This is a genomic window from Micromonospora sp. AMSO1212t, assembly GCF_008868145.1.
In the GTDB taxonomy this organism is placed as follows: Bacteria; Actinomycetota; Actinomycetes; order Mycobacteriales; family Micromonosporaceae; genus Micromonospora; species Micromonospora tulbaghiae.
This window is the reverse complement of record NZ_WBKS01000002.1, coordinates 102,376-127,127: the sequence shown is the minus strand read 5'-3', so window position 1 is coordinate 127,127 and position 24,752 is coordinate 102,376. Positions and strand designations below refer to the sequence as shown.

Annotated in this window: 26 protein-coding genes; 12 read left to right on the top strand and 14 right to left on the bottom strand. The window is 72.2% G+C overall.

The annotated features are described in order from the left end of the window. Window positions 1-29 precede the first annotated feature (29 nt). From F8279_RS01100 to F8279_RS01075, 6 genes are read left to right on the top strand one after another with little or no spacing between them, the layout of a single operon-like run. On the top strand, window positions 30-887 hold the full coding sequence (locus F8279_RS01100; RefSeq protein WP_151498817.1) for an IclR family transcriptional regulator: 858 nt from the start codon (window positions 30-32) through the stop codon (window positions 885-887). Beyond that, entirely contained in the window at window positions 880-2,079 is a 1,200-nt protein-coding gene (locus F8279_RS01095; RefSeq protein ID WP_091418413.1) for a CaiB/BaiF CoA-transferase family protein, read from the top strand. Before F8279_RS01100 ends, F8279_RS01095 begins: the two co-directional genes overlap by 8 nt. A gap of 31 nt (window positions 2,080-2,110) precedes the next feature. Beyond that, complete coding sequence (locus tag F8279_RS01090) at window positions 2,111-2,950, top strand: cyclase family protein (protein WP_151498816.1); 840 nt, start codon at window positions 2,111-2,113, stop codon at window positions 2,948-2,950. Continuing rightward, window positions 2,943-4,349 carry an MmgE/PrpD family protein gene (locus tag F8279_RS01085; protein WP_151498815.1) on the top strand — a complete coding sequence of 469 codons (1,407 nt, stop codon included), beginning with the start codon at window positions 2,943-2,945 and terminating at the stop codon, window positions 4,347-4,349. Before F8279_RS01090 ends, F8279_RS01085 begins: the two co-directional genes overlap by 8 nt. Window positions 4,350-4,371: 22 nt before the next feature. After that, window positions 4,372-5,835, top strand: coding sequence for a dihydroorotase family protein (locus F8279_RS01080; RefSeq protein WP_151498814.1), 1,464 nt, complete (start codon window positions 4,372-4,374; stop codon window positions 5,833-5,835). Between the two features lie 12 nt (window positions 5,836-5,847). Beyond that, window positions 5,848-6,705 carry a CoA ester lyase gene (locus F8279_RS01075; protein ID WP_151498813.1) on the top strand — a complete coding sequence of 286 codons (858 nt, stop codon included), beginning with the start codon at window positions 5,848-5,850 and terminating at the stop codon, window positions 6,703-6,705. A gap of 58 nt (window positions 6,706-6,763) precedes the next feature. Here F8279_RS01075 and F8279_RS01070 read toward each other — a convergent pair whose 3' ends face one another. The 13 genes from F8279_RS01070 to F8279_RS01010 all read right to left on the bottom strand — a co-directional run bounded on the left by F8279_RS01070 (window position 6,764) and on the right by F8279_RS01010 (window position 18,012). Then, window positions 6,764-7,399 (bottom strand): GntR family transcriptional regulator, encoded by a 636-nt coding sequence (locus F8279_RS01070; RefSeq protein ID WP_013286904.1) that lies wholly within the window; start codon window positions 7,397-7,399, stop codon window positions 6,764-6,766. Window positions 7,400-7,428: 29 nt separating this feature from the next. Then, a complete protein-coding gene (locus tag F8279_RS01065; protein WP_151498812.1) occupies window positions 7,429-8,178 on the bottom strand; it encodes an SDR family NAD(P)-dependent oxidoreductase in 750 nt (249 codons plus the stop codon). Further along, window positions 8,175-9,332: a CaiB/BaiF CoA-transferase family protein gene (locus F8279_RS01060; protein WP_151498811.1), complete on the bottom strand. Its 1,158-nt coding sequence runs from the start codon at window positions 9,330-9,332 to the stop codon at window positions 8,175-8,177. The genes F8279_RS01065 and F8279_RS01060 overlap by 4 nt, the downstream gene beginning before the upstream one ends. Next, complete coding sequence (locus tag F8279_RS01055; RefSeq protein WP_151498810.1) at window positions 9,329-10,213, bottom strand: hydroxymethylglutaryl-CoA lyase; 885 nt, start codon at window positions 10,211-10,213, stop codon at window positions 9,329-9,331. The genes F8279_RS01060 and F8279_RS01055 overlap by 4 nt, the downstream gene beginning before the upstream one ends. Beyond that, window positions 10,210-10,641 carry a heme-binding protein gene (locus F8279_RS01050; RefSeq protein ID WP_091416962.1) on the bottom strand — a complete coding sequence of 144 codons (432 nt, stop codon included), beginning with the start codon at window positions 10,639-10,641 and terminating at the stop codon, window positions 10,210-10,212. Before F8279_RS01050 ends, F8279_RS01055 begins: the two co-directional genes overlap by 4 nt. A 10-nt stretch (window positions 10,642-10,651) precedes the next feature. Next, complete coding sequence (locus tag F8279_RS01045) at window positions 10,652-11,860, bottom strand: CaiB/BaiF CoA-transferase family protein (RefSeq protein WP_151498809.1); 1,209 nt, start codon at window positions 11,858-11,860, stop codon at window positions 10,652-10,654. Next, complete coding sequence (locus F8279_RS01040; protein ID WP_052166116.1) at window positions 11,857-12,156, bottom strand: NifU family protein; 300 nt, start codon at window positions 12,154-12,156, stop codon at window positions 11,857-11,859. The genes F8279_RS01045 and F8279_RS01040 overlap by 4 nt, the downstream gene beginning before the upstream one ends. Beyond that, window positions 12,146-13,186 (bottom strand): amidohydrolase family protein, encoded by a 1,041-nt coding sequence (locus F8279_RS01035; RefSeq protein WP_151498808.1) that lies wholly within the window; start codon window positions 13,184-13,186, stop codon window positions 12,146-12,148. The genes F8279_RS01040 and F8279_RS01035 overlap by 11 nt, the downstream gene beginning before the upstream one ends. Next, window positions 13,183-14,280: an ABC transporter permease gene (locus F8279_RS01030; RefSeq protein ID WP_151498807.1), complete on the bottom strand. Its 1,098-nt coding sequence runs from the start codon at window positions 14,278-14,280 to the stop codon at window positions 13,183-13,185. The genes F8279_RS01035 and F8279_RS01030 overlap by 4 nt, the downstream gene beginning before the upstream one ends. Beyond that, window positions 14,277-15,053, bottom strand: coding sequence for an ATP-binding cassette domain-containing protein (locus F8279_RS01025; RefSeq protein ID WP_151498806.1), 777 nt, complete (start codon window positions 15,051-15,053; stop codon window positions 14,277-14,279). The genes F8279_RS01030 and F8279_RS01025 overlap by 4 nt, the downstream gene beginning before the upstream one ends. After that, window positions 15,050-16,258, bottom strand: coding sequence for a substrate-binding domain-containing protein (locus F8279_RS01020; RefSeq protein ID WP_151498805.1), 1,209 nt, complete (start codon window positions 16,256-16,258; stop codon window positions 15,050-15,052). Before F8279_RS01020 ends, F8279_RS01025 begins: the two co-directional genes overlap by 4 nt. Before the next feature lie 270 nt (window positions 16,259-16,528). After that, entirely contained in the window at window positions 16,529-16,906 is a 378-nt protein-coding gene (locus F8279_RS01015) for a metal-sulfur cluster assembly factor (protein ID WP_151498804.1), read from the bottom strand. Further along, a complete protein-coding gene (locus F8279_RS01010) occupies window positions 16,903-18,012 on the bottom strand; it encodes an amidohydrolase family protein (protein ID WP_151498803.1) in 1,110 nt (369 codons plus the stop codon). Before F8279_RS01010 ends, F8279_RS01015 begins: the two co-directional genes overlap by 4 nt. Before the next feature lie 337 nt (window positions 18,013-18,349). Between F8279_RS01010 and F8279_RS01005 the strand changes: the two genes are divergently transcribed. The 6 genes from F8279_RS01005 to F8279_RS00980 all read left to right on the top strand — a co-directional run bounded on the left by F8279_RS01005 (window position 18,350) and on the right by F8279_RS00980 (window position 24,062). After that, window positions 18,350-19,195, top strand: a complete 846-nt coding sequence (locus F8279_RS01005) for an ATP-binding cassette domain-containing protein (protein WP_091416934.1) — start codon at window positions 18,350-18,352, stop codon at window positions 19,193-19,195. Between the two features lie 44 nt (window positions 19,196-19,239). Further along, complete coding sequence (locus F8279_RS01000; RefSeq protein ID WP_151498802.1) at window positions 19,240-20,349, top strand: substrate-binding domain-containing protein; 1,110 nt, start codon at window positions 19,240-19,242, stop codon at window positions 20,347-20,349. A 61-nt stretch (window positions 20,350-20,410) separates the two neighbouring features. Continuing rightward, window positions 20,411-21,337, top strand: coding sequence for an ABC transporter permease (locus tag F8279_RS00995; protein WP_192580593.1), 927 nt, complete (start codon window positions 20,411-20,413; stop codon window positions 21,335-21,337). Next, window positions 21,334-22,353 (top strand): ABC transporter permease, encoded by a 1,020-nt coding sequence (locus F8279_RS00990; RefSeq protein WP_151498800.1) that lies wholly within the window; start codon window positions 21,334-21,336, stop codon window positions 22,351-22,353. Before F8279_RS00995 ends, F8279_RS00990 begins: the two co-directional genes overlap by 4 nt. A gap of 46 nt (window positions 22,354-22,399) precedes the next feature. Continuing rightward, window positions 22,400-23,605, top strand: a complete 1,206-nt coding sequence (locus F8279_RS00985) for a CaiB/BaiF CoA-transferase family protein (RefSeq protein ID WP_091416921.1) — start codon at window positions 22,400-22,402, stop codon at window positions 23,603-23,605. 37 nt (window positions 23,606-23,642) lie between these two features. Further along, the gene (locus F8279_RS00980; RefSeq protein WP_091416916.1) at window positions 23,643-24,062 is read left to right on the top strand and encodes a heme-binding protein; all 420 of its coding nucleotides are present in this window, start codon (window positions 23,643-23,645) and stop codon (window positions 24,060-24,062) included. 53 nt (window positions 24,063-24,115) lie between these two features. Here the strand turns inward: F8279_RS00980 and F8279_RS00975 are convergent, their stop codons facing one another. Beyond that, the gene (locus tag F8279_RS00975) at window positions 24,116-24,745 is read right to left on the bottom strand and encodes an enoyl-CoA hydratase/isomerase family protein (protein WP_091416912.1); all 630 of its coding nucleotides are present in this window, start codon (window positions 24,743-24,745) and stop codon (window positions 24,116-24,118) included. Window positions 24,746-24,752: the final 7 nt, after the last annotated feature.

The following is a 24,752-nucleotide window of genomic DNA, read 5'->3' as shown; positions in this document are numbered from 1 at the left end:
CCACGTACGTCGACACTGGAGGAACAGAGATGATCACGACAACGGTCGTCGAGAGCAGCGCCGGCCGGACCCGCTCCGGTCTGGGACGCGCCCTCGACATCGTCAACATCATCGCCGAACGGGCACCGGAGACCCTCGGCGTGTCGACGATCGCGCGGGAACTGGGCCTGCCGAAGGCGGTCGCCCACCGGATCCTCAAGGAGCTGGTGGCCGACAACTTCCTCACCTTCAACGAGGAGACCAAGCGGTACCGCCTCGGCACCGGCGCGCTGGCGGTGGGCCTGGCCGCGCTGCGCGCGCTGGACGTGCCGGACATCGCGCGCCGGTACCTGGTCCGGCTGGTCCGCGACAGCGGCGAGACCGCCACGCTGTCGGTGCGGCAGGGCTGGTCGCGCGTCTACATCGACCAGGTGCTCTCGCCGCACGAGGTCCGGATGTCGGTGTCCCTGGGCACCAGCCACGCGCTGCACTCCGGGTCGTCGTCGAAGGCGATCCTGGCGGCGCTGCCGGACGCCGAGGTGGACGACTACCTCGGCCATCACCCGCTGGACGCGGTCACCCCGGCCACCATCACCTCCACCGCGAAGCTGCGGGCCGAGCTGGCCCGGGTCCGCCGCCAGGGGTACGCGGTGAGCATGGGTGAACGGCAGAACGGCGCCGGCAGTGTCGCCGCTGTGGTGCGCTACGCGACCGGGCAGGTGTTCGGCTCGATCTCGCTGTGCGGGCCGCAGAACCGGTTCACCCCGGAGGTGTGCGCCGCGCACGGTGCGCTGGTCGCCGCGGCGGCGGCGGAGATCTCCGCCGAACTGGGTTTCCGGCCGCCGGCGCAGCGTGCCGCCGGCCGGACGGGTCAGGAACAGAACTGGGGAGGTGGAACAGGTGAGTGACGGACCGCTGACGGGCCTGCGGGTGCTGGACGTCTCGACGATCCTCGCCGGACCGCTGTGCTGTCAGATTCTCGGCGACTACGGCGCCGACGTGATCAAGATCGAGCACCCGACCATGGGTGACAGCATGCGCGGCCACGGCAAGGCCAAGGACGGCCATCCCCTGTGGTGGAAGGAGATCTCCCGCAACAAGCGGCTGGTCGGGCTGAACCTGTCCGCGCCGGAGGGCGCGGCGCTGCTGCTACGGCTGGCCGAGCGGGCCGACGTGCTGGTGGAGAACTTCCGGCCGGGCACGCTGGAGCGCTGGGGCGTCGGGCCGGAGGAGCTGCACCGGGTCAACCCCGGTCTGGTGATCGCCCGGATCACCGGCTTCGGGCAGACCGGCCCGTACGCCTCCCGGGCCGGGTTCGGCACCCTGGCCGAGGCGATGAGCGGCTTCGCCCACCTGACCGGCACCGCCGACGGCCCGCCCACGCTGCCCGCGTTCGGGCTGGCCGACAGCATCTGCGGCATCGCCACCTCGTCGGCCGTGATGATGGCGCTGTGGCACCGGGAGCGCTCCGGCGGCCGGGGCCAGGTCGTCGACATGAGCCTGCTGGAGCCGATCATGACCGCTGTCGGTCCCGGCCCCACCGTCTTCGACCAGCTCGGCGTGGTGGAGCAGCGGCAGGGCAACCGCTCGACGAACAACGCGCCGCGCAACACGTACCAGACCAAGGACGGCTCGTGGGTGGCGATCTCCACCAGCGCCCAGGCCATCGCCGAACGGGTGCTGCGGCTGGTGGGCCACCCCGAGGTGATCGACGAGCCGTGGTTCCGTACCGGCGTCGGGCGGGTGGCGCATGCGGACCTGCTCGACGAGTACGTGGGCTCGTGGATCGCCGAGCGGACCCGCGACGAGGTGGCCGCCGCGTTCGCCGAGGCCGGCGCCGCTGTCGCTCCGGTCTACAGCGCCAAGGACATCGTCGAGGACCCGCACGTCCAGGCCACCGAGATGATCACCACGGTCGACGACCCGGACCTGGGCCCGATGCGGATGCACAACGTCATGTGGCGGATGTCGGAGACGCCGGGCCGGATCCGGTTCACCGGCCGCTCCCCCGGCGCCGACACCGACGCCCTGCTCGTCGAGGAACTCGGCTGCGACCCGGCCGAGATCGCCGACCTGAAAGCCCGTGGCGTCGTCGCCTGACGACGCCGACAGCCGAAACGCGAGGAACCCCGTGGGCACCACTGCCAGAACCGCCGACCGCCTGCTCGACGCCGTGCAGGCCGGCGTCACGATCTACGACCTGGGCCGGCGGCTGACCGTCGGCATGCCGCAGTCACCGAACCACCCGGCGTTCGGGCTCACCCTGCCGCGCCGCCACGGCGACATGGTGCGGGCCGACGGCGGCTCCGCCGCCAACGACCTGCTGGTGATGGGCACGCACGTCGGCACGCACGTCGACGCGCTGGCGCACGTCTCCCAGGACGGCCGGCTGCACGGCGGCGCCGACGCCGCCGCGGCGCAGGTCGGCGGCCGGTTCGACGAGCTGGGCGTGCACACGGTCGCGCCGATGGTGCGCCGCGGCGTGCTGCTGGACGTACCGGCTGCGCTGGGCGTCCAGAGCTGCGAGCCCGGCTACGAGATCACCCCCGCCGACCTGGACGCCGCGGTGTCCCGGCAGGGCACGCCGGTGGGCGCGGGCGACGTGGTGCTCATCCGCAGCGGGTGGGGCCGGCTGTTCGACCACGAGGACCGCAATCAGTACATCGGCAAGGACTCCGGCGTACCGGGGGTCGGCGCGGACGGCGCGACCTGGCTGGCGCAACGTCAGGTGCACGCCGCCGGCGCGGACACCATCGCGTTCGAGTGCCTGCCGCCGGGCAAGGGCCACAGCTCGCTGCCGGCGCACCGGATCCTCCTCGTCGAGCACGGCGTCTACCTGATCGAGACGATGGCGCTGGAGGAGCTGGCCCGCGACGAGGTGCACGAGTTCACCTTCGTCATGGCGCCGCTGCCGCTGTACGGCGCCACCGGCTCCCCGGTGCGCCCGCTGGCGGTGATCAGCCGTGGCTGAGCCGACCCTGGGCCGCCACCTGGCCGCCTTCGCCGCCGACACCGCCGCCGAGACGCTGCCCGACGAGGTGGTCGCGAGCGTCCGGGCCCGCGTCCTGGACGTGCTCGGGCTCTGCGTGGCGGCCCGGCCACTGCCGACCAGCCAGGCGGCCCTGGACTACGTCGCCGAGCAGGGCGGCCGGGGCCAGGCCACCGCCGTCGGACTGGACGAGAAGGTCCCGGCGGCGCTGGCCGCGTTCGCCAACGGCGTGCTGGCGCACTCGCTCGACTACGACGACACCCACCTGCCGTCGGTGCTGCACCCCAGCGCGTCGGTGGTGCCGGCCGCGCTCGCCGCCGCCGAGGCGTCCGGGGCGTCCGGGCGGGAGACCGTCGCGGCCATCGCCGTCGGCCTGGAGGTGTGCGTCCGGCTGGGCATGGCCGGCTACGACCCGGCGGCCGGCAACTCCGTCTTCTTCGAGCACGGACAGCACGCCACCTCGATCTGCGGCACGCTCGGCGGCGCGGTCGCGGCGGCCCGGCTGCTGAAGCTGGACGCCGGCGGCGCGCTCGACGCGCTCGGGGTGTCCGCATCGATGGCGGCCGGGCTGATCGAGTCCAACCGCAACGGCGGCACCGTCAAGCGGATCCACTGCGGCTGGGCGGCGCACGCGGCGGTCAGCGCCGCGCAGCTGGCCCGGCACGGCGTGACCGGACCGCCGACCGTGCTGGAGGGACGCTTCGGCTTCTTCCAGGCGTTCCTGCGCGGCGAGTTCGACGGCGACGAGATCGTCCGCGGGCTCGGCACGGACTGGGCGGTGCCGGGCATCTTCTTCAAGCCGTACCCGGCGAACCACTTCACCCACGCCGCGATCGACGCGGCGATCGCGCTGCGCGAGCGCGGGTTGCCGCTGGACGAGATCGAGTCGATCACGCTCGGCGTGCCGACGCCGACGGTGCGCACCATCGGCCAGCCCATCGAGCGCAAGCGTGCGCCGCAGACCGGTTACGAGGCGCAGTTCAGCGGCCCGTACGCGGTGGTCGCCGGCCTGATCGGCGGCGGCGGTCTCGGCGTGGACCTCGCCGACTTCACCGACGCCCTGGCGCACGACCCGCAGCGGCGGGCGCTGATGGCGCTGGTCGACGTGGTGGGCGACGAGCGGTGCGACGCGATCTTCCCGCACCAGTTCCCGGCGGTGCTGCGGGTGGTCACCCGCGACGGGCGGGAGTGGGTGCAGGAGGTGCTCGCCAACCGGGGCGGGCCGCAGCGTCCGCTCAGTGACGCCGAACTGGCGGTCAAGTTCCGCACGAACGCCGCCGCCCTGCCGGAGGCGACCGCCGACCGCATCGCCGAGGAGGTCCACCGGCTGGACCGGGCCCCCGACGTCCACGGCCTGATGGGCCTGATCAACCGCCGCTGAACCGAGCACGAGGAGCAACACCATGAGCACGTACGACCTGCTGTTGACGAACGTCCGCGTGGTCCGGCACGACCGGCCCGAGCCCGAGCTGATGGACATCGCGGTCACCGACGGGCGGATCAGCCGCGTCGCCCCGCAGATCGACCGGGCGGAGGCCGCCCAGGTCGTCGACGGCGGCGGCCGGCTCGCCTTCCCCGGTGTGGTCGACGCGCACCAGCACTGGGGCATCTACAACCCGCTGAGCGAGGACGCCGTCTCGGAGAGCCGCGCGTCGGTGCAGGGTGGCGTCACCACGGCGCTGAACTACATGCGCACCGGGCAGTACTACCTCAACCGGGGCGGCCGGTACGCCGACTTCTTCCCCGAGGTGCTGGCCGCGACCGAGGGCCGCTCCTACATCGACTACGGCTTCCACCTGGCGCCGATGTCGCGGGAGCACATCGGCGAGGTGCCGTCGCTGGTGGAGGAGCACGGGGTCACCTCGTTCAAGATCTTCATGTTCTACGGCAGCCACGGCCTGCACGGCCGCTCCGCCGACCAGAACTCCTTCCTGATGATCCCGGAGGGCGAGCGGTACGACTACGCCCACTTCGAGTTCGTGATGCGGGGCGTCCAGGCGGCCCGGGAGCGCTTCCCCGAGCTGGCCGACGAGATCTCGCTGTCGCTGCACTGCGAGACCGCCGAGATCATGAGCGCGTACACCAAGCAGGTCGAGCAGGACGGCACGCTGCGCGGGCTGGAGGCGTACCACGCGTCCCGGCCGCCGCACTCCGAGGGACTGGCCGTGTCGATCGCGTCGTACCTGGCGCACGAGACCGGTCTGCCGAAGATCAACCTGCTGCACCTGACCTCGGAGAAGGCGGTCGACGCGGCGCTGCGGATGGCGCGGGCGTTCCCGCACATCGACTTCCGCCGCGAGGTGACAATCGGCCACCTGGTGGCCGACATCGACACCGCGCACGGCCTGGGCGGCAAGGTCAACCCGCCGCTGCGCCCGCGCGCCGACGTCGAGGCGCTCTGGGGATACGTCCTGGACGGCAAGATCGACTGGGTGGTCAGCGACCACGCCTGCTGCAAGGACGAGGTCAAGTTCGGTGAGCCGCGCGACGACATCTTCGTCGCCAAGTCCGGCTTCGGCGGCGCCGAGTACCTGCTGCCCGGCCTGGTCACCGAGGGCAACCGGCGCGGCCTGTCGTACCAGCGGGTGGCGGAGCTGACCTCGTGGAACCCGGCGCAGCGCTTCGGCCTGCGCAACAAGGGCGCGCTGGTGCAGGGGTACGACGCCGACATCTGCCTGGTCGACCCCAACTCGACCTGGACGGTGCGCGCCGAGGACTCCGAGTCGACCCAGGAGTACACGCCGTTCGAGGGCTTCGAGCTGACCGCCCGGGTCACCGACACCTTCGTCCGCGGGCAGCACGTGCTCGTCGACGGCAAGGTGACCGGCGAGCCGGCCGGCCGCTACCTCGCCCGCCCGCAGCGGTAGGGGGAACGACAGATGGCGGTGGCGCGCAGTTACCTGTACGTGCCGGGCGACCGGGCGGACCTGCTGGACAAGGCGGCCGGGCGGGGCGCGGACGCGCTCGTGCTCGACCTGGAGGACGCGGTCACACCCGCTCGCAAGGCGCAGGCCCGGGAAACGGTCGCCGGGTACCTGGGCGCCGCCGCGCCGTCCGGCCCCGCGCTGTGGGTGCGGATCAACAGCGACCAGGTCGAGGCGGACGTCGAGGTGCTCTCCCCCGCGGCGGCCGGGGTCTGGGTGCCGAAGGCCGAGCCGGAGCTGCTCGCCGAGGTCGACGCCGCGCTGACCCGGGTGCAGCGGCGGCTCGGCCCGGACGCCCCGGCGTTCCGGGTGGTCGCGCTGATCGAGACCGCCCGGGGTGTGCTCACCGCGCCGCAGGTGGCCACCGCGCCGCGCGTGCTGCGGCTCGGCCTCGGTGAGGCGGACCTCGCCGGTGAGCTGGGGTTGCAGCCGGGGCCGGACCGGGCGGAGTTCGCCCCGATCCGCTCCCAGGTCGTCGTCGCGTCGGCGGCCGCGGGCATCGCCCCCGCGGTGGGGCCGGTGGAGACGACGCTGCGCGACCCGGAACGGCTGGAGCGGACCACCCGGGCGCTGCTGCGGCAGGGCTTCCGGGCGCGCAGCGCCATCCACCCCGGGCAGGTCGCGACAATCAACGAGGTGTTCACCCCCACCGCGGAGGAGGTGGCCTCCGCCCGGGCCGTGCTGGCGGCGCTGGAGCAGGCCGAACGCGGCGGCTCCGGGGTGGCCACCGACGCCGACGGCCGCCTGCTGGACCGGGCGGTGGTGCGTGCCGCCACCGAGGTGGTACGCCGCGCCGAGGCGTCCACCGGCTGACCCGTGACGCCGGGCCGGTGACCGTCGGCAGGTGCGACGCGTCCCGGTCCGGCACGGGTCAGGGCGTACCGAGGGTGGCGCGGGCGGCCAGGATGTGCGCCCGCATCACCGAGCCGGCCCAGGCCCGGTCGCGCGCCTCGAACGCGTCGATCAGCTCCCGGTGGTGCGACATGCTGCGCGCCATCGCCGCCTCGTCGTACCGGCGGAACGTGCGGTTCACCAGCGGCGTCTGCACCACCGCCCCGAGCAGCGCGCTCAACCGGCGGTTCCGCCCGGCGCCCAGGATGATCTCGTGGAACTGCGCGTTGCAGACCGCGATCCGGTCCGCCCGGTCCCGGCGCTGGCCGGCCGCGTAGCCCTCCATCTCGGCGCACAGCTCGCGCAGCCGGGCGATCTCCTCCGGCGTGATCCGGGTCGCGGCCAGCTCGGCGCCGTACCCCTCCAGCAGGGCGCGCAGCTCGAAGATCTCCTCCAGGTCCTGCTCCCGCCAGGCCGGCACGGTGGCGCCCCGGTTGGCCTCCCAGTCCACCAGGCCCTCGGCGTGCAGCCGGCGCAGCGCCTCCCGTACCGGGGTGCGGCTCACCCCCACCGCGGCGGCGAGATCCTCCTCGGAGAGCTTCTTCCCCGGCTCGTACGCCCCGCCGAGGATGCGCGTCTTGATCGACTCGTACGCCGACTGCGTGGCCCGGCCCATGCGTCCCCCTCTGTTCACCGATGGTGAACCTACATCGACGCGGTGGAACCACCGTTGACGGCGTACTCCGAGCCGGTCACCTGCCGGGCCCGGTCCCCGGCGAGGAACAGCACCACCTCGGCCACGTCCTCCGGCTCGTTCATCCGGCCCAGCGGCAGCCTGCGCAGCTCGTGCACCACGTGGTCGGCGGCGGCGGTGACGTCGATGCCCAGCCGGAGCGCGACCGACTCCAGGTAGGCGTCCATGGTCGCGGTACGGGTCGGGCCGGGCGCGACGGTGTTCACCCGCACACCCCGCGAGCCGTACTCCAGGGCCAGGCCCTTGGCGAGGCTGAGCAGCGCGGCCTTGCTGACCGCGTAGTCGATCATGTGCGGCTTCGGGTGCCGCGCGGCCTCGGAGCCGATGTTCACGACGCTGCCGCCGCCCCGCTCGACCATGAGCGGCACGAGCGCGCGGCACAGGCGCACGCAGGACATCACGTTGACGTCCCAGGTGCGCTGCCAGGCCGCGTCGTCGATGTCGGTGAACGCGTCCCGGTACGGCGCGAGCGCCACGTTGTTGACGAGCACGTCCGCGCCGCCGTACCGGCTGGTCACCTCCCGCACGACGGCGGCGACGCCGGCCGGGGTGCCCAGGTCGGCGGTGACCGTGGCCCCCGCGCAGGCGGACACGTCCAGGTCGGCGGAGATCACCTCGGCGCCCTCGCCGGCCAGCCGGCGGGCGACGGCGAGCCCGATCCCCGATCCGGCGCCGGTGACGACGGCGACCATGCCCCTCATCCGCTGCTCCCCTCGGTACCGCCGCCGGCGAGCACCTCGTCGTTGTGCTCGCCGAGCGTCGGCGCGAGCCGGCCGGCCCGCAGCGGCGAGGCCGACATGACGATCGGCGAGGCGATGCTGCGCAGCCGGCCGGCCACCGGATGCTCGACGATCGACACCAGGCCGGACCCGTCCCGCTCCTCCTCGCGCAGGATCTCCTCGTAGCCGGCCAGCGGCGCGCACGGCACGTCGATCGCCGACAGCTCAGCCAGCCACTCGGCTGTGGTACGCCGGCGCAGCACCTCGGCGACCACCCGGTAGAGCCCGTCGGCGTTGGCGATCCGCTTGCCGACCGTGTCGTAGTCGGGATGGCGCAGCAGATCGGCGCGCCCGACCAGGGTGAGGAACCGTTCCCACTGCCGGCCCGTGTAGATCAGGACGCACAGGTGCCCGTCGGCGGTGGCGTACGGACGGCGGTTCGGCGCGGCGGTACGCGGGTAGAGCGGCGGCCCGGTCGGCGGGTCGAACGTCCAGCCGTCGAGCTGTTCGAGCAGCCCGAAGGCGACCATCGTGTCGAACATCGGCACCTCGACCCGCTGCCCCTCGCCGGTGGCGTCCCGGTGCCGCAGCGCGGCGAGCACGGCGGTGGACGCGGTCAGCCCGGTGATCTTGTCGGCGAGCGGCGTGACCACGTACCCGGGCTGCTCCTGGTTGACGCTCTGGAGCCGGGCGATCCCCGAGGCGCCCTGGATCACGTCGTCGTAGGCCGGCCGGTCGGCGTGCCGGCTGGTGCCCCGGAAGCCCGGGATCGCGCAGTAGACGATCGCCGGGTGCAGCGCGCGCACGTCGTCGTAGGTGAGCGCGAGCCGGGCCGCGGCGGCCGGGCGCATGTTGTGCACCAGCACGTCCACGGCCGGCACGAGCCGGTCGAACGCGGCCCGGTCGGCGGGCGCCTTGAGGTCCAGCAGGACGCTCTTCTTGCCCCGGTTCATGTTGAGGAACACCGCCGCCATCCCCGGGGTACGGGCGGCGCCGAGCTGGCGGGCGATGTCGCCGCCCGGCGGCTCCACCTTGATCACCTCGGCGCCCAGGTCGGCCAGCATCAGCGTGCAGTACGGACCGGAGAACGTGCTGGTCAGGTCGAGCACCCGCAGCCCGGACAGCGGCCCGGTCACGGGAACCCGCCGGCCCGGCTGAGCATGCCCGGCAGCTCGGCGCCGAACACCTCGCCCAGCCACCTGGCGTTGCCGATCGCCGCGTCCAGCGACACCCCGGTGGGTGTCCCGGAGCGTTCCAGCGCGTACACCACGTCCTCGGTGGCCACGTTGCCGGTGGCGGCCGGCGCGAACGGGCAGCCGCCGATGCCGCCGACGCTGGCGTCGATCGCCCGTGCGCCGGACCCTACGGCGGCCAGGACGTTCGCCAGCCCCAGGTTGCGGGTGTTGTGGAAGTGCCCGCGCAGGCTCGCGCCGGTGCGCCCGCGCACGGCGGTGAAGAGCCGCTCCACCTGGGACGGCACGGCCACGCCGATGGTGTCGGCGAGCGCCACCTCGTCCGGCGCCACCGGGGCCAGGTCGTCGACGACGCGCAGCACGCGCTCCGGCGGCGTCTCGCCCTCGAACGGGCAGCCGAACGCGGCCCCGACCGTGACCGACGTACGCAGCCCCTGCTCGCGGGCCCGGGGCAGCAGCCGCCGCACCTCCGCCACCGCCTCGGCGGTAGAGGTGCCCTGGTTGCGCCGGCAGAACGTGTCGGTGGCGACCACGACGAAGTTGACCTCGGTGACGCCGGCGGCGACCGCCCGGTCCAGGCCGCGCCCGTTCATCACCAGGCCGATCGAGGCCAGGCCCGGCTCGTCGCGGACCAGCGCCGTCAACGCGTCGGCGTCGGCGAGCTTCGGCACCTTCGCCGGGTTGACGAAGCTCGTCACCTCGACGCGCCGGCTGCCCGCCGCGACGGCCCGGCGCACCAGTTCGGCCTTCTGCCCGGTGGTCAGCTCCGCCGGGTGGTTCTGCAGTCCGTCGCGGGGGCCGACCTCGACGATCTCGACGTTCAAGACAGCGCCTTCAGTCCGGCCTGCGCGACCTCCATGTCCTGCGTGTAGTGGCCGCCGCTGACCCCGATGCCGCCGACCAGCACGTCGTCGACCTTCACCGGATAGCCGCCGCCGAAGGTCACCAGCCGGTCGATGGCCGGCGGCGCGCCCATCGCCAGCGGGCCGTCGTCCTTGATGAAGTCGTACCAGCCGTCGCTGCTGAGCCCGAAGCCGACAGCCGTGTACGCCTTGTCCTGCGCCAGCTGGACGCTCACCAGCGGCGCGCCGTCCATCCGCTCGTACGCCTTGAGCACGCCGCTCTCGTCGCACACCGCGACGGTGACCGCGAAGCCCATCTCCTCCGCTCGGGCGACGGCGGCGGCCACCATCGCCCGCGCGGCCTCCGCGGAGACCGAGCGCTTCTTCACCACGTACGGGTTCTTCGCCATGACTGCCTCCTCAGATCGCGCCGGCGGCGCGCAGTTCGGTGATCCGGTCGTCGGCCAGGCGCAGCACCTGGCGCAGAACCTCGTCGGTGTGCTCACCCAGCCGGGGGCCCACCGAACGCAGCCGGCCCGGGGTGCGGGACAGCCGGGGCGCGACGTTCTGCATCGGGAACGCGCCCATCTCCGGGTGGTCGAGTTCGACGATCGCCTCGCGCGCGGCGAAGTGCTCGTCGGCGAGCATCTCCCGGGCGGTGTAGACCGACCCGGCCGGTACGCCGCCCAGATGCAGCAGCCGCAGCAGCGCGGCCGGTTCGAACGTGATGGTCCACGCCGCGATCAGGTCGTCCAGTTCGGCCTGGTGCGCGCCGCGGGCGGCGTGGGTGGCGTACCGGGGGTCGTCGGCCAGTTCCGGGCGGCCCATCACCGCCGCCAGGCGGCGGAACACCGTGTCCTGGTTCGCGGCGATCAGCACTGTGGCGCCGTCGTGCGTCGGGTACGCGTTGCTCGGCGCCACGTTGGGCAGGATCGAGCCGGTCCGCTCCCTGATGTAGCCGGTCAGCGCGTACTCCGGCACCAGCGACTCCATCAGGGCCAGCACCGACTCGTAGATCGCGCTGTCCACCACCTGCCCCTGGCCGGTGCTGCTCGCCACCCGCAACGCCATCATGGCGCCGAGCGCGGCGAACGTGCCGGCCAGCGAGTCGCCGAGGCTGACGCCGATGCGGCTCGGCGGCGTGGACGGGTCGCCGGTGACGTGCCGGATCCCGCCCATCGCCTCGCCGATCGAGCCGTAGCCGGCGCGGGACGCGTACGGGCCGTCCTGCCCGAACGCGGTGACCCGCACGACGACCAGCCGCGGGTTGATCCGGTGCAGCTCCTCCGGCGCGAGCCCCCAGCGTTCCAGCGTGCCCGGGCGGAAGTTCTCCACGAACACGTCGGCGCCGGCGAGCAGGTCGCGCATGAGCTGCTGCCCCTCGGGCATCCGCAGGTTGCAGGTGACCGACTTCTTGTTGCGGGCCACCACCGGGAACCACAGCGACTTGCCGTGCGGCTTCTCCCGCCCCCACTGCCGCATCGGGTCGCCGCCGTCCGGCTGTTCGACCTTGATCACCTCGGCGCCGAAGTCGCCGAGCAGTTGCGCGCAGAACGGCCCGGCCAGCAGCACGCCGGCCTCCACCACCCGTACGCCGGTCAGCGGCCCGTCGGGAAAGCTGCCGGTCATCCGGCCGGCTCCGACAGTCCGAACATCTTCTCGATGCGCGCCTCGGCGAACCGGGAGACCGCGCCCGCCCGGGTCACCGACCGGACGCCCTCGATCTTCAGCAGCGCCGGGCGGACCAGCGAGCCCATGGTGACCGGCGCCGACGGGCAGGCCGCGCAGCGGCCGTGGAACGTCACCCGGGCGTCGCCGTCGGCGTCCACGTCGACGGTGACGCCGCCGCCGTGCGCCTCGACGAGCTGGCGTACCTTGCCGTCGAGCGCGCGGTCGGCGGCTTTCGCCGTCTTGTCAGCGCCCATCCTTGCGGCCCTTCTTCGCGGACTTCTTGCCGCTCTTGCCGTACAGCTCCTTCTTCTTGGCCTTCACGTCGATGCCGAGCACCCGGGCGAAGTTCAGGCCGAAGATCTTCTCCTTGATCTCGTCGGTCAGCTCCGGGTAGCCGTAGCCGTCCTGGAGGTCCTCCGGCATCTGCATCTCGGCGAACAGGTCGATGTACGCCTGCACCTTCGGCCAGACGAACGCCTCGGAGCCCCACAGCAGCCGGTCCGGGCCGACGTGCAGCAGGCACTTGCCGATGGCGTGCAGCGCGGCCCGGGGCGCGACCGGGTACTGGTTGATCCAGGCGGTGAGCGCGAGGTGGATGTTCTCGTACCGGGCGGCGATGTTGATCGTCTCGTTGATGAACGGTTCACCGAGGTGGTGCACGATGAACGTCATCTCGGGGAAGTCCTGCGCCGCGCGTTCCAGGTCGTACGGGGCCAGGTCGGCGATGTGCTGGGTGTTGAACGCCAGCCCCTTGTGGAACTGCACGTTCGTCACGCCGTGTTCGAGCGCGGTCTCCCACAGCGGGTACGCGACCTGCCGGTCGTCGATCTTCCAGGACAGGCCGCCGGAGTGCGCCTGGTAGAACTTGAAGCTGGTGGCGCCCCACTCCTCGATCTGCCGGATCATCTCGGTCACCGCGCCGTAGCGGCCGTGGGTGATCGGGTCGACGCCGCCGCAGAACAGCACCCGGTCCGGGTACGCCTCCTTGAGCTTGTAGTTGTTCTCCGCCGGCGAGAAGCCCAGCTTCCAGCCGCCGTGGCTGGGCACCGTCTGGGCCATCGCCATGTCGGTGTCGGACTCCTCGAACATCAGCCGGTACGCGTCCTCGACCGACAGCTCGCGGCCGGAGATGTCGTCGTACGGGTAGCCCGGGGCGGAGTACTTGCGGGCGTACTCGACGAGCGCGTTCGTCGACTTCTTGCCGCCGTGGTTGAAGTCGATGTTCTCGTCGGTGAGCTTGTACATGTGGATGGCGTTGTCGAGGACGAAGAAGCCGTTCTTCATGGGGTGGGGCGTCCCTTCGGGGTGGTGTCGTGCTCCAGGCGTTCGACGTGCCGGACGGCGAGCTGGCGTCGGCGCCGCACCGACCACGCGGCGACCGAGACGCCGGCGATGACGGCGAGGCCGTTGAAGACGCGCTCGATCCAGGTCGCGGCGCCGAGGTGTTGCAGGCCGGCGATGGTGAAGGTGATGAAGTACGCGGCGATCACCGTGCCGAGGATGTTGACCCGGCCGGGTCGCAGCGCGGCGGCGCCGAGGAAGGCGGCGGCGAAGGCGGGCAACAGGAACTGCTCGCCGACGGTGGGCTGGGCCGAACCGATCCGCGAGGCCAGCAGCACCCCGGCGAGCGAGGCGAGCACTGCCGCGCCGACGAACGCCCGGACGGTGTAGCTGCGCACGTCGATGCCGGCCCGGGCGGCACCGCGCAGGTTGCCGTCCATCGCGTAGAGCCGCTGCCCGAAGGGCGTCCACACGACGATGAACTCCAGCACCAGCACCAGCACCACGAGGTAGATCAGCGGCAGCGGGACGCCGCCCAGGTCGCCGCGGGCGATCTCGGTGAACGCCGGCGGCACGTTCTGGTACAGCACCCGGCCGCCGGTGACCATGTAGAGCAACCCCATCAGCAGGCTGCCCACCGCGAGCGTGGCGATGATGGAACTCATGCCGAACCTCAGCACCAGCAAGCTGTTGAGCAGGCCGACCGCGACACCGACGGCGAGCACGGCGACCAGGGCCAGCCAGATCGGCACGCCCTGCACCGCGATCAGCCAGATGCTCACGCCCTGCGCCAGGCCCAGCATCGGGCCGACCGACGCGTCCAGGTAGTGCGCCAGCAACGGCAGCGTGGCGGCCATCGCCACGATCACCGTCACGGTCTGGTTGACCAGGATCAGCCGGAAGTTGGTGGTGGTGAAGTACGTGTCCGGGGTGAGCACGGAGAAGACCGCGATCACCAGGACGAGCATGCCGAGCAGCCCGAACCGGCTCACCCCTTCGACCGCCCGCTCCCCGGCCCCGGCGCGGGACCGGTCGGCGCTCTGCTTGACGACCGTACGGCCGCGGCCCGGGGGCGTCTTCGTCGTGGCGGCGGTCATCGGACCGCCTCCCCCGCCGTGGCGAGCGTGCCGGCGACGATCAGCTGCACACACCGTTCGACGTCGAGCCCTTCGGTGGGGCCGTGGTAGACGTTGCGGCCGCCCTTCATCACCAGCAGCCGGTCGGCCATCGACAGGATCTCCGGGATCCGGTGGCTGATCACGATGACCGCGTAGCCCCGGTCGCGCAGCCGGCGGATCAGGGCGTTGACGCCGTCGGACTCGGTGGTGCCGAGCGCCGCGGTCGGCTCGTCCATCACCATCACGCGCGGCTCGTTCTCGGTGACCAGCGCGCGGGCGATGGCGACCATCTGCCGTTGCCCGCCGGAGAGCCCTTCGACCAGCACGTTCATGTCGTGCAGGTCGATGCCCAGTTCCTCCAGCACCGCCCGGGTGCGTTCGCGCATCGCCCGCTTGCGCAGCACGGGCAGGCCGCGTACGCCGCCGGTCCACTCGCGACCGAGGAAGACGTTCTCGACGATGCTCAGGTTGTCGGAGAGCCCGAGATCCTGGTAGATCATCTCGATCCCGGCGGCGCGGGCCGCGCCGATGGTGTGCGGCGTCAGGTCCCGGCCGGCCACCCGCAGGCGGCCGGAGTCCGGTGCCAACGCGCCGCTGACCATGCTCATCAGCGTCGACTTGCCGGCGCCGTTGTCCCCGACGACGCCGAGGATCTCGCCCGGGCGCACGTCGAAGGAGACGTCGGTGACGGCGCGTACCCGCCCGTAGGACTTGCTGACGCCCACCGCCTCCAGCACCGGGGCGGCACTCATCGGGCCTCGCTCCACATCTTCTCGTAGCGCTCGGCGTAGTTCACGTAGCTGTTCCAGTCGACAGCGCCGTCCTTGGGGGCGTTCGTCTTGTCGAAGACGGTCGCCGGGATGCCCTGCTCGGCGTCGGGCAGCGCGGGCTGACCGGCGGCCAGCCGGCCCACCTGGTCGATGGCGGCGTAGGCGTTCCAGCCGCGGATGGCGCCGAAGTCGGCGAGCTGGTCACCGGCGGCCACGCTGCCCAGACGCTCCGGCTCGGCGTTCTTCGACAGCACCTTGATGTCGTTGCGACCGGCGGCCCGGATGGCGGCGATGACGGACTCCACGCCGTTGCCGTACGGGGTGAGGATGTACTGCAGCTTGTCGCCGTGCTTCTGGATCAGCGAGGTGGTGATGTTCTGCATCTCGATCGGGTCGACCGCCTGCGCCAGCGTGCGCTCGCGGACCTCCAGCAGCTCGCAGCCGGTGCAGCCGGCGAGCACGCGCTTGCTGGCGTTGAGCGCCTCGACCAGGTGCGGGTAGCCGACGTCCCAGAGGAAGACGACCTTGGCCTTGCCGTTGGAGTCGGCGACGGCCTTCGCCGTGGCCAGCACTGCCTGGAACGTCTCCCGGCTGGACACGTGCGCGTCGTAGCCGACCGCGCCGCCCTCGGCGACGGCGGAGACGCCCACCACCGGGATCTTCGCCTTCTGCAGCTCGGCGATGCCGTCGGCGACCTGGTTCTCCGGGATGGCTACGGTGATGACGGCGGTGGGCTTGTTGGCGGCGGCGGTGGCCAGTGCCTTCTGGTAGCCCTCCGGGGTGCCCTGGCCGTCCAGGATCTCGGCGCTCCAGCCGAGCTTCTCGGCGATGGCGGTGGCCCGCTTGCCGACTTCCTCGCACGAGGTGCCGATCTTGCAGACGATGATGTTGAGCTTGCCGTTCGCCGGGGGCTTCACCGACGTCGTCGGCCCGGACCACTCCTCGTAGACCTTGATCTTGTCGAGGGTGATGTCGGCTTCCTTGCCCTCGAAGTAGAGCATTCCGCCGGTGCCGGCGGCGATCAGCTTGCGGGCCGTCTCGGTGTACTCGTCGTTGACCACGGCGGGCGTGTCGGAGGCCGCGCTGTCCTCACCCGATCCGCAGGCGGCGGTGGTGAGCAGGAGGGCGGTCACCCCGAACGCGGCGGCGGCGGCGCGGAGCCGGCGGGCTCCGGAAGTGTGTGTCACGGTGCTACTCCCTCGGTGGGTGGCAGGCGTCGAAGAGAAGCGAGTCGATGAGTCGGCGCAGGGAGGGGCGAAAACGAACCCGGCGCGTGACGGGCGCTTCGGGTTGCATGCAATCGCAGTCCAACACGATCAACATCGACAGTCAATAGTTCACAGTGCCGAAACATAAGCCCTGTTCGGGAGCGTTTCGCCAGCCCACGAGGGAGGCGCATTCGCCCCGGCCGGGCGGAGAAATTGTATTTTTCCGACCTGAAGCTTTCGGGGTACGCGTCAGCGGACGGGTGCCGCGGAACGCCCGATGCGCAGGACCGCCCGGCCGTGCTCGGTCATCATCGCCTCGGACCAGTCGGTGCTGTCGCCCCACTCGACCTCGACGTCGTCGACCTCCGGCGCCACCCGCCCGATCTCCCGGCGCACGCTCTGCTCGAAGAACGGCGTGTACATGCAGAACGGGCCGGTGGTGATCAGGTCGAGCGTCACCCGCAGCCGGCCGTCCGGCTCGCGGCGCGCCCGCACGTCGCGTACCAGCCCCATGTCGACGATGCCCACGCGCCGGCCGACGCCCAGCCCGCAGGGGTCGTAGACGGTGTTGCACGCGCTCAGCAGACGTGCCCGCAGGTCGGCCGCGGCCGGATCCACGCCGCTCACGCGGCCAGCCGTTCCCGGTGGCGCGCCCACGGCCGGGGCGCGTGCGCGAGATAGTCCTGGCGCCGCCGGGCCGGCTCGTCGTCGGCCACCGCCGCGCGCACCTTCTCCTCGTCCAGGCCGTGCAGGCGCAGGGCGTTGCCGCCCATCAGCTTGGCGAGCACGTCCGGGGTGAACTCCGGGAAGCCCCAGCCGTCGACCAGGTCCCGGGGCATCTCGAAGTCCATCAGCGCGTCGATGATCGGCTGCGGGTGCGCGGACGGCACGCCGGTGGCGAACATGATGCGATCCGTGCCGCCGTGCATCATGAGCATGCCGACGATCTCGGCGAACCGGCGCGGCTTGCGCACGATCATGTTGGAAACCGACTCGATCGTCGCCCAGATGTTCGGGTGCGTACGCAGTTGCAGCGCGCAGTCCTCCAGGAACGCCCAGCCGCTGTGCACCACCTCGAACGTCAGGCCCGGGAAGGCGATCGCCGCGCAGGTCACGTCGTCGACGTGGTTGAGCACCCGTGGCCCGGCCCCGGCGGGCACCGCCTTGTGCGCGCCGATGTGCGTGACGCCGAGGTCGAGCGCCTTCTGCAGGAACGGGAACGCCAGCTCCCGGTCGTCCAGCAGCATCAGCTTCGAGGAGTTCACCTCCGGGTCGATCAGCCCGTTGGTCGGATAGAACTTGAAGCCGTCGATGTCGTCCTCTTCGGCGCGCTGCTGCATCAGGTCCATCTCGGCGGGGCCGCGCAGCGGATCCACCGGCGCGAACAGCAGCACCCGGTCCGGGTACCGCCGCTTGAGTTCGCGGCCCAGCTCGTACGGCGAGGCGCCGCCGTCGAAGAACCCGTCGATCTCCACGCCGTGGTAGATCATCACGTCGACGGCGCTCTCCACGAACACGATGTCCGCCAGTTCCTCGGCGGTCCAGCCGGCGGTGAACTCGTCCCGCGTCATCAGGTATCCGGGCGCCGGCGACTCGACCGAGGTGTGGCCGATGCGGTACAGCGCGTTCACCATGCCGTCGTACGCGGCCTGGGAGCAGTGCGGCGCCCGGTTTCCGGGCCGGAAGTCGTACCCGTGGACGACACCGTCCACCACGACCATCCCATTGATCATGTCAACTCCGTTCTCCTGTCGACGGGAGCGCGACGAGCGGTGGACGGGCGCGGCCGGTCACCCGCGCCGGCCGCCCGTCGCGGCAGTGCGCGGTATGTGATCGCGGCCACCATCGGCCCGAGAATGTACACAACATAGGGGCGCAGTCCGGAGCGGTCAAGACGATCTCATCGTCGACGCAGAGGGCCGACGTGCGCCGCGATCGGCATCCTCACCTCGTGTTTTTCCCGATTTTCTAGACACGTCGGGTCGAATGACACCCGGCGACGAGCACGGCACGGACTGCCTCGCCGCAAATCCTTGACAGTGATTGCATACATTGCTTGACTCTCTCGCCATGACAGAGCAGGCAGCGGCAGTCCCTCGTCCCGGGGACGTCGAGCGCCGCCGGGACGAGGTCCCACCTCCCACCACCACACCGGTCCTCCAGGCGCGCGGCATCGCTCGCAGCTTCGGCGCCGTACGGGCACTGCGCGACGCGTCGCTGACCCTGCGGCGGGGCGAGGTCATGGCGCTGATGGGCGACAACGGCGCCGGCAAGTCGACGCTGGTGAAGACGCTCGCCGGCGTGGTCACGCCGGATCGCGGCGAGATCCTGGTCGACGGCGCGCCCCGCCGGTTCGCCGGTCCCGCCGACGCGCTCGACGCCGGCATCGAGACCGTCTACCAGGACCTGTCGCTGATCGACTCGATGAGCGCGGCGGAGAACGTCTTCCTGGGCCGGGAGCCGCTGGGCCGCGGCCCGATGTCCCGGCTGCTGCGCCTGGTGGACCGCCGGGCGATGGCGGAGCGGACGCAGAAGGCCGTCGACCGCATCGGCGCCCGGCTGCCCTCGCTGTCCTCGCACGTGTCCTCGATGTCCGGCGGACAGCGCCAGGCGCTCGCCGTCGCGCGGGCCACCATGTGGGGCCGCAACATCGTGATGCTCGACGAGCCGACGGCGGCGCTGGGCGTCACCGAGTCCGGACACGTCCTGGAGATCATCACCGCGCTCAAACAGCAGGACATCGCCGTCCTGATGATCTCGCACAACCTCGAACACGTCTTCCGCGTCGCCGACCGGGTCACGGTCATGCGACAGGGACGCACTGTCGGCGAGCTCACCACCGCCGAGGCGTCCTCCGGCGACATCGTCGCGCTGATCACCGGTGCGGCGCCAGCCGCGGCGGCGACCGAGTCCTGACACCGGCCACACCGGCCGAAGCAAACCCGAGAGAAGGGATCAGAGTGAGACGCAGATCGTTCGCGAGCGCCGCGCTCGTCGTCGCGCTGGGCATGACGGCGGCGGCCTGTTCCACCGAGGGAGCGGCCCCGGCGGCCCCCTCGGAGGGCAAGGCGCTGGAGGCCAAGGACGTCCGGATCGGGTTCGCCAACTTCGCCGAGCCGGCCAGCCCCGTGCTCGGGGCCATCGACGTCGGCATGCGCAAGGAGGCCGAGAAGCGCGGATGGGAGATTCTCGTCCTCAACAACGACCGGGACGGGCCGACCGCGGTGGCGAACGCCGAGACCATGGTCTCCCGCGGCGTCACCCACGTCGTGGAGTTCCAGGGTGACGGCAAGGTCGCGCCGCAGATCATGGACATCTTCAACAAGGCCGGGATACCGGTCATCGCGATCGACATCGCCCACCCGGGCGCGCACTTCTTCGGGATCAACAACATCGAGTCGGGGCGGCTCTCCGGCCGGGCCGGCGGGACGTACGCGAAGGAGAAGTGGGACTGCAAGCCGGACCTCGTCACCGTGCTGGAGAACGAGGAGTCGGGTGACGTGGCGCTGCTGCGCACCGAGGGCATCCTCAAGGGACTCAAGGAGGTGTGCCCGGACATCGACGGCGTCATCACCCGGCGCAACTCGCCGACCACGCCGGACGGTTCCCAGGGCGTCGCGCGCGACATCCTGGTCTCCAAGCCCGACGCGAAGAAGATCCTGGCGCTCGGCGGCAACGACAACATGATCATCGGCACCATCAACGCCGCGGAGCAGCTCAGCCGCGCCGGTGACATCTACGGCTACGGCCTCGGCGCCGACCTCATGCTGTTCGGTGTCGACACGCCGGGTCTCGGCGGCTCGACCGCGTTCTGGTACGAGGGCTACGCCAAGCAGATCTACACGATCCTCGACCGGATGGTCGCCGGCGAGAAGATCCCCGTGGTCGACTCGCCGAAGGACCCGAACGCGCTGTTCAACCCGGTCTGCGCGTTCCCGAAGGACGCCGTGTCGTCCATTCCCCCGCTCAAGGAGCGGATCGACGCGCTCTACGCCAAGGACGCCCCGGCCAAGTCTGCCGCCGAGCAGTACTGTCCCGCGGGCACCGAGACGTACGGGCTCGGCAAGTGAGCACCTGACCATGTCCGTGTCTGCCCCGCAGGCAGCCGTCCGGCGGAGCACGGTGCTTCCCGTGCTCCGCCGCCACGGCGCCACCCTCGCCCTGGCCGCGCTCTGGGTCGCGCTGGTGCTGGCCACCGCCGTGAAGTCGCCGGCCTTCCTGTCCCACCAGACCGTCATCGCGGTGGCCTTCAACATGGCGTTCATCGGCGTCCTGGTCGTCGGCGTCAGCCTGGTGATGCTCAGCGGCGCCGAGTTCGACCTGTCCGTCGGCGTGACGGCTGTCGCCGCCGCGCTGATCGCCGCCCAGTTGCTGACCGACGGCGCGTCGTTCGCCGTGGTGCTGGTGGCGGTGCTGGTGTTCGGCACGCTCATCGGCACCGTGAACGCGGCGCTGATCGTGCGCGTGCGCATCCACCCCATCGTCGCCACCCTCGGCACCATGTTCCTGGTCAGCGGCACCACCCGGCTGTTCATCGAGTTCGTGCCGATCCCGCGCGACAGCTTCCTGCGCCGGCACGTCGCCGGCGACCTGTTCGGCGTACCCCGGGTCTTCTGGGTCATGGTGGTGCTGCTGGCGGTCGTCGCGTTCGTGGCCGGCCGCACCCGCCTGGGCCGGCACCTCGTCGCGGTCGGCGGCAACCGGCAGGCCGCGCTCGTACGCGGCCTGCGGCCGGACCGCATCCAAGCCGGCGCCCTGGTGTTCTGCGGTCTGGTCGCCGGCCTCGCCGGGCTGGTCCTCGCGTCCCAGGGCGACATCGTCCAGTCCACGCTGACCCCGGGTACCGAGTTCCGGGTGATCTCGATCCTGCTGCTCGGCGGGATGGCGCTCACCGGCGGCCGGGGCAGCTTCCTCGGCGTCGCCGCCGCGCTGCTGCTGCTCAACACGCTGCCCACGGCCATCGTCACCTGGGGCGTCTCGTCCAGCTGGCAGCCGGTCGTCGAGGGAGTCGTGCTCGCGGTCGCGCTCGCCGTCAACAGCGTCAGGAGCGCACCATGACGACCTCGGGTACCCGGCCCGGATGGACGGCCCTGCTCAGCCGCCCGTCCACCACGAGCGTGCTGCTGTTCGTGGTCGCCGTGACCGCCGCGCTGAGCTTCGCGCCGGACTTCGCGACCCGCGCCAACATCTCCAGCATGCTCGGCGACCTGCTCGCCCCGGCGATCGTCCTGCTCGCGGCCAGCCTGGCCATGACCGGCGGCGTCGCCGACCTGAGCGTCGGCTCGGTCCTCGGCCTCGGCGCGGTCGTCTACGCCACCGCCTACACCGCCTCCGGCTCGTGGCAGGCCGGCGTGCTCGCCGCGCTCGGCGTCGGGCTGCTGGCCGGGCTCACCAACGGCGGCCTGGCGCTGGTGTTCGGCGTCTGGCCGCTGATCGCCACGCTGGGCATGCTCGTCGCCGCCCGTGGCCTGGCGAAGGTGATCAGCGACGGCAGCTCGGTGGCGGCGTACACCCCGGAGCTCAGCACCGCGCTGAAGACCACGGTCGGGCCGCTGCCGGTACCGGTCTTGGTGGTGCTGGGGCTCGCGCTGGTGTGCAGCGCGCTGGTCCGCCGGTCCCGCTGGGGCACCCACCTGCGCGCCACCGGCGGCGACGAGGTCGTCGCCACCCGCGCCGGCATCCGGGCCGGCCGGGTCCGGCTGGCGCTGTTCGTGCTGACCAGCACCGCCGCGGCGGTCGCCGGCTGCATCCAAGTGATGCGCACCGGCGCCTCGGCCGTCACCCTCGGCGAGGGCACCGAGCTGTACGTCTACGGCGCGCTGCTGATCGCCGGGTTCCGCCTCGCCGGCGGCGGGCACGGGAGCCCGATGACGGCGTTCCTGAGCCTGCTCTCGCTGAGCATCGTGCTGAACATCTTCCGGCTGCGCGGCATGCCGCTGCCGCTGGGCGACATCCTGCTCGGCGTCACGCTGCTGGGCGCGGTGTCGCTCGGCTGGATCCGCCAGCGCACGCAGCGGCACTCCCCCGAGCCGGAACCCGAGCCGGAGGCCCGGCCGCACGCCGTGCCGGCCTGACCTCCACCCGCACCACCGGAACGACCGACGAGAGAACAGGGACGACATGAACGACTATGCCCGCGGCCCGCTGTCCGGCTTGCGCGTGATCGAAGCCGGGGTCCTGCTGGCCGGGCCGTTCTGCGGCCAGATCCTCGGCGACCTGGGCGCCGACGTGATCAAAGTGGAGGAGCCGGGGCGGGGCGACCCGATGCGCGAGTGGGGACGCGAGCGCCCGTACGGCAAGTCGCTGTGGTTCCCGGTGCTCGGCCGCAACAAGCGTTCGGTCACCCTCAACCTGCGCGTCCCCGACGGGCAGGAGGTGCTGCGCCGGCTCGCCGCCGAGGCCGACGTGCTGGTGGAGAACTTCCGACCCGGCACGCTGGAGCGCTGGGGCGTCGGCCCGGACGTCCTGTGGGAGATCAACCCACGGCTGGTGATCGTGCGGGTGTCGGCGTACGGGCAGTCCGGACCGTACGCCGAACGCGCCGGGTACGGCTCGATCGGCGAGGCGATGGGCGGCATCCGCTACACCACTGGTGATCCCGACTCGCTGCCCAGCCGGGTCGGCATCAGCATCGGCGACTCGCTCGCGGGCACGTTCGCCGCGGTGGGCGCGATGGGCGCGCTGCGGGTGGCCGAGGCGACCGGCCGGGGCCAGATCGTCGACAGCGCGATCTACGAGTCGGTGCTCGCGCTGATGGAGTCGCTGGTGCCGGAGTACGCGCTCGGCGGCTACATCAGGGAACGCACCGGCTCGATCCTGCCGAACATCGCGCCGAGCAACGTCTACGTCGCCTCCGACGGCGGCATGGTGGTGATCGCGGCCAACCAGGACACCGTCTTCCGGCGGCTGGCCGAGGCGATGGCGCAGCCGGAGCTGGCCGTCGACCCGCGGTTCGCCGGCCACACCGACCGCGGCCGGCACCAGCGCGAGCTGGACGAGCTGATCGCCAAGTGGTGCGCCGGGTACGGCGGGGACGAGCTGCTGGAACTGCTGCACCGCCACGGTGTGCCGGCCGGGCGGATCTACACCGCCAAGGAGATGCTCACCGACCCGCACTTCGCCGCCCGGGACGCGATCGTCCGGCTGGAGCACCCGGACCTGGGCGAGTTCCCGATGCAGAACGTCGTGCCGAAGCTGACCGCGACGCCCGGCGGGATCCGCGGCGTCGGGCCCGAGCTGGGCCAGCACACCGACGAGGTGCTCCGCGACGTCGCCGGACTCGACGACGACGAGATCTCCCGCCTGCGCGCCGCCGGCGTGGTCTGAGCGCCTGCCCCACCCCACCACCACGAAAGGAAGTCCCATGTCCCACTACACCAAGACGTCCGTCACGATCGACGCGGCCCAGCGGATCCTCGCCGCCGCCGTCGCCAAGGCGGAGCAGATGGCTCTGCCCTGTGTCATCGCCGTCGTCGACGAGAGCGGCGTGCTGAAGGCGTTCGCCCGGATGGACGGCGCCGCGCTGCTGTCGGTGCAGGTCGCGCAGGACAAGGCGTACACGGCGGCGGGCTTCGGCATGCCCACCGACGGCTGGTACGACTTCATCAAGGACGACGCGCCGCTGGCCACCGGCGCGCCCGCCGGCATCGACCGGCTCGTCGTCTTCGGCGGCGGCTACCCGATCACCGCCGACGGCGCGGTGATCGGCGGCATCGGGGTCAGCGGCGGGCATTACACGCAGGACATGGAGGTGGCGCGCGCCGGCCTGGACGCCGTGGCCTGATGCTCCGGCACGGGGCCCGGGGGACCGCCGGGGCGGCGGTCCCCCGCCCCGGCTCACTCGACGCCGGCCAGCCAGGACTCGTAGTCCAGCGCGGCGGTCAGCTCCGGCCGGTCCCGGCCGCGCAGCGCGCGGGCCAGCGCGGACGCCGTGCCGGGGGCGACAGTGGCAACCCGCGCGGCCAGCGCAGCCCCGGCGTCCGGGTCGGCCGACACCGAGCCGACCAGTCCGTGCCGCAGCGCCTCCTCGGCGTCGAGCGTGGCCCCGGTCCAGGCCAGGTGTGCCAGCACGCCGGTGCCGGCGACACCGGCGAGGAACCGTCCGGCGCCGCCGGCCAGGAACGCCGCGGGCGAGCCCGTGCCGAACGTCGCGGTGGGCGCGGCGACGCGCAGGTCCGCCGCGAGCGCCAGGCCGAACCCGAGACCGCGTACCGCGCCGTCGACGTGGACGATCACCGGGCCCGGCGCGGCGTGTACCCGCAGCACCAGTTCGTGCAGCTGTCCGCGTACCACCGGCTGGGCGAGGTCGTCGGGCTCGTGCCGCCAGGCGTCGCCCTGGACGCGGATCAGCAGCGGCTCCCCCGGCGCACGGGCGTGCCGCTTGAGCGCGTCGAGCAGTGCGGAGCGGGCGGCCGGACCGAGCCGCTCGCCGGCGCCCGGGTCGGTGGCCTCGTGTACCTGCGTCACGTCGTTC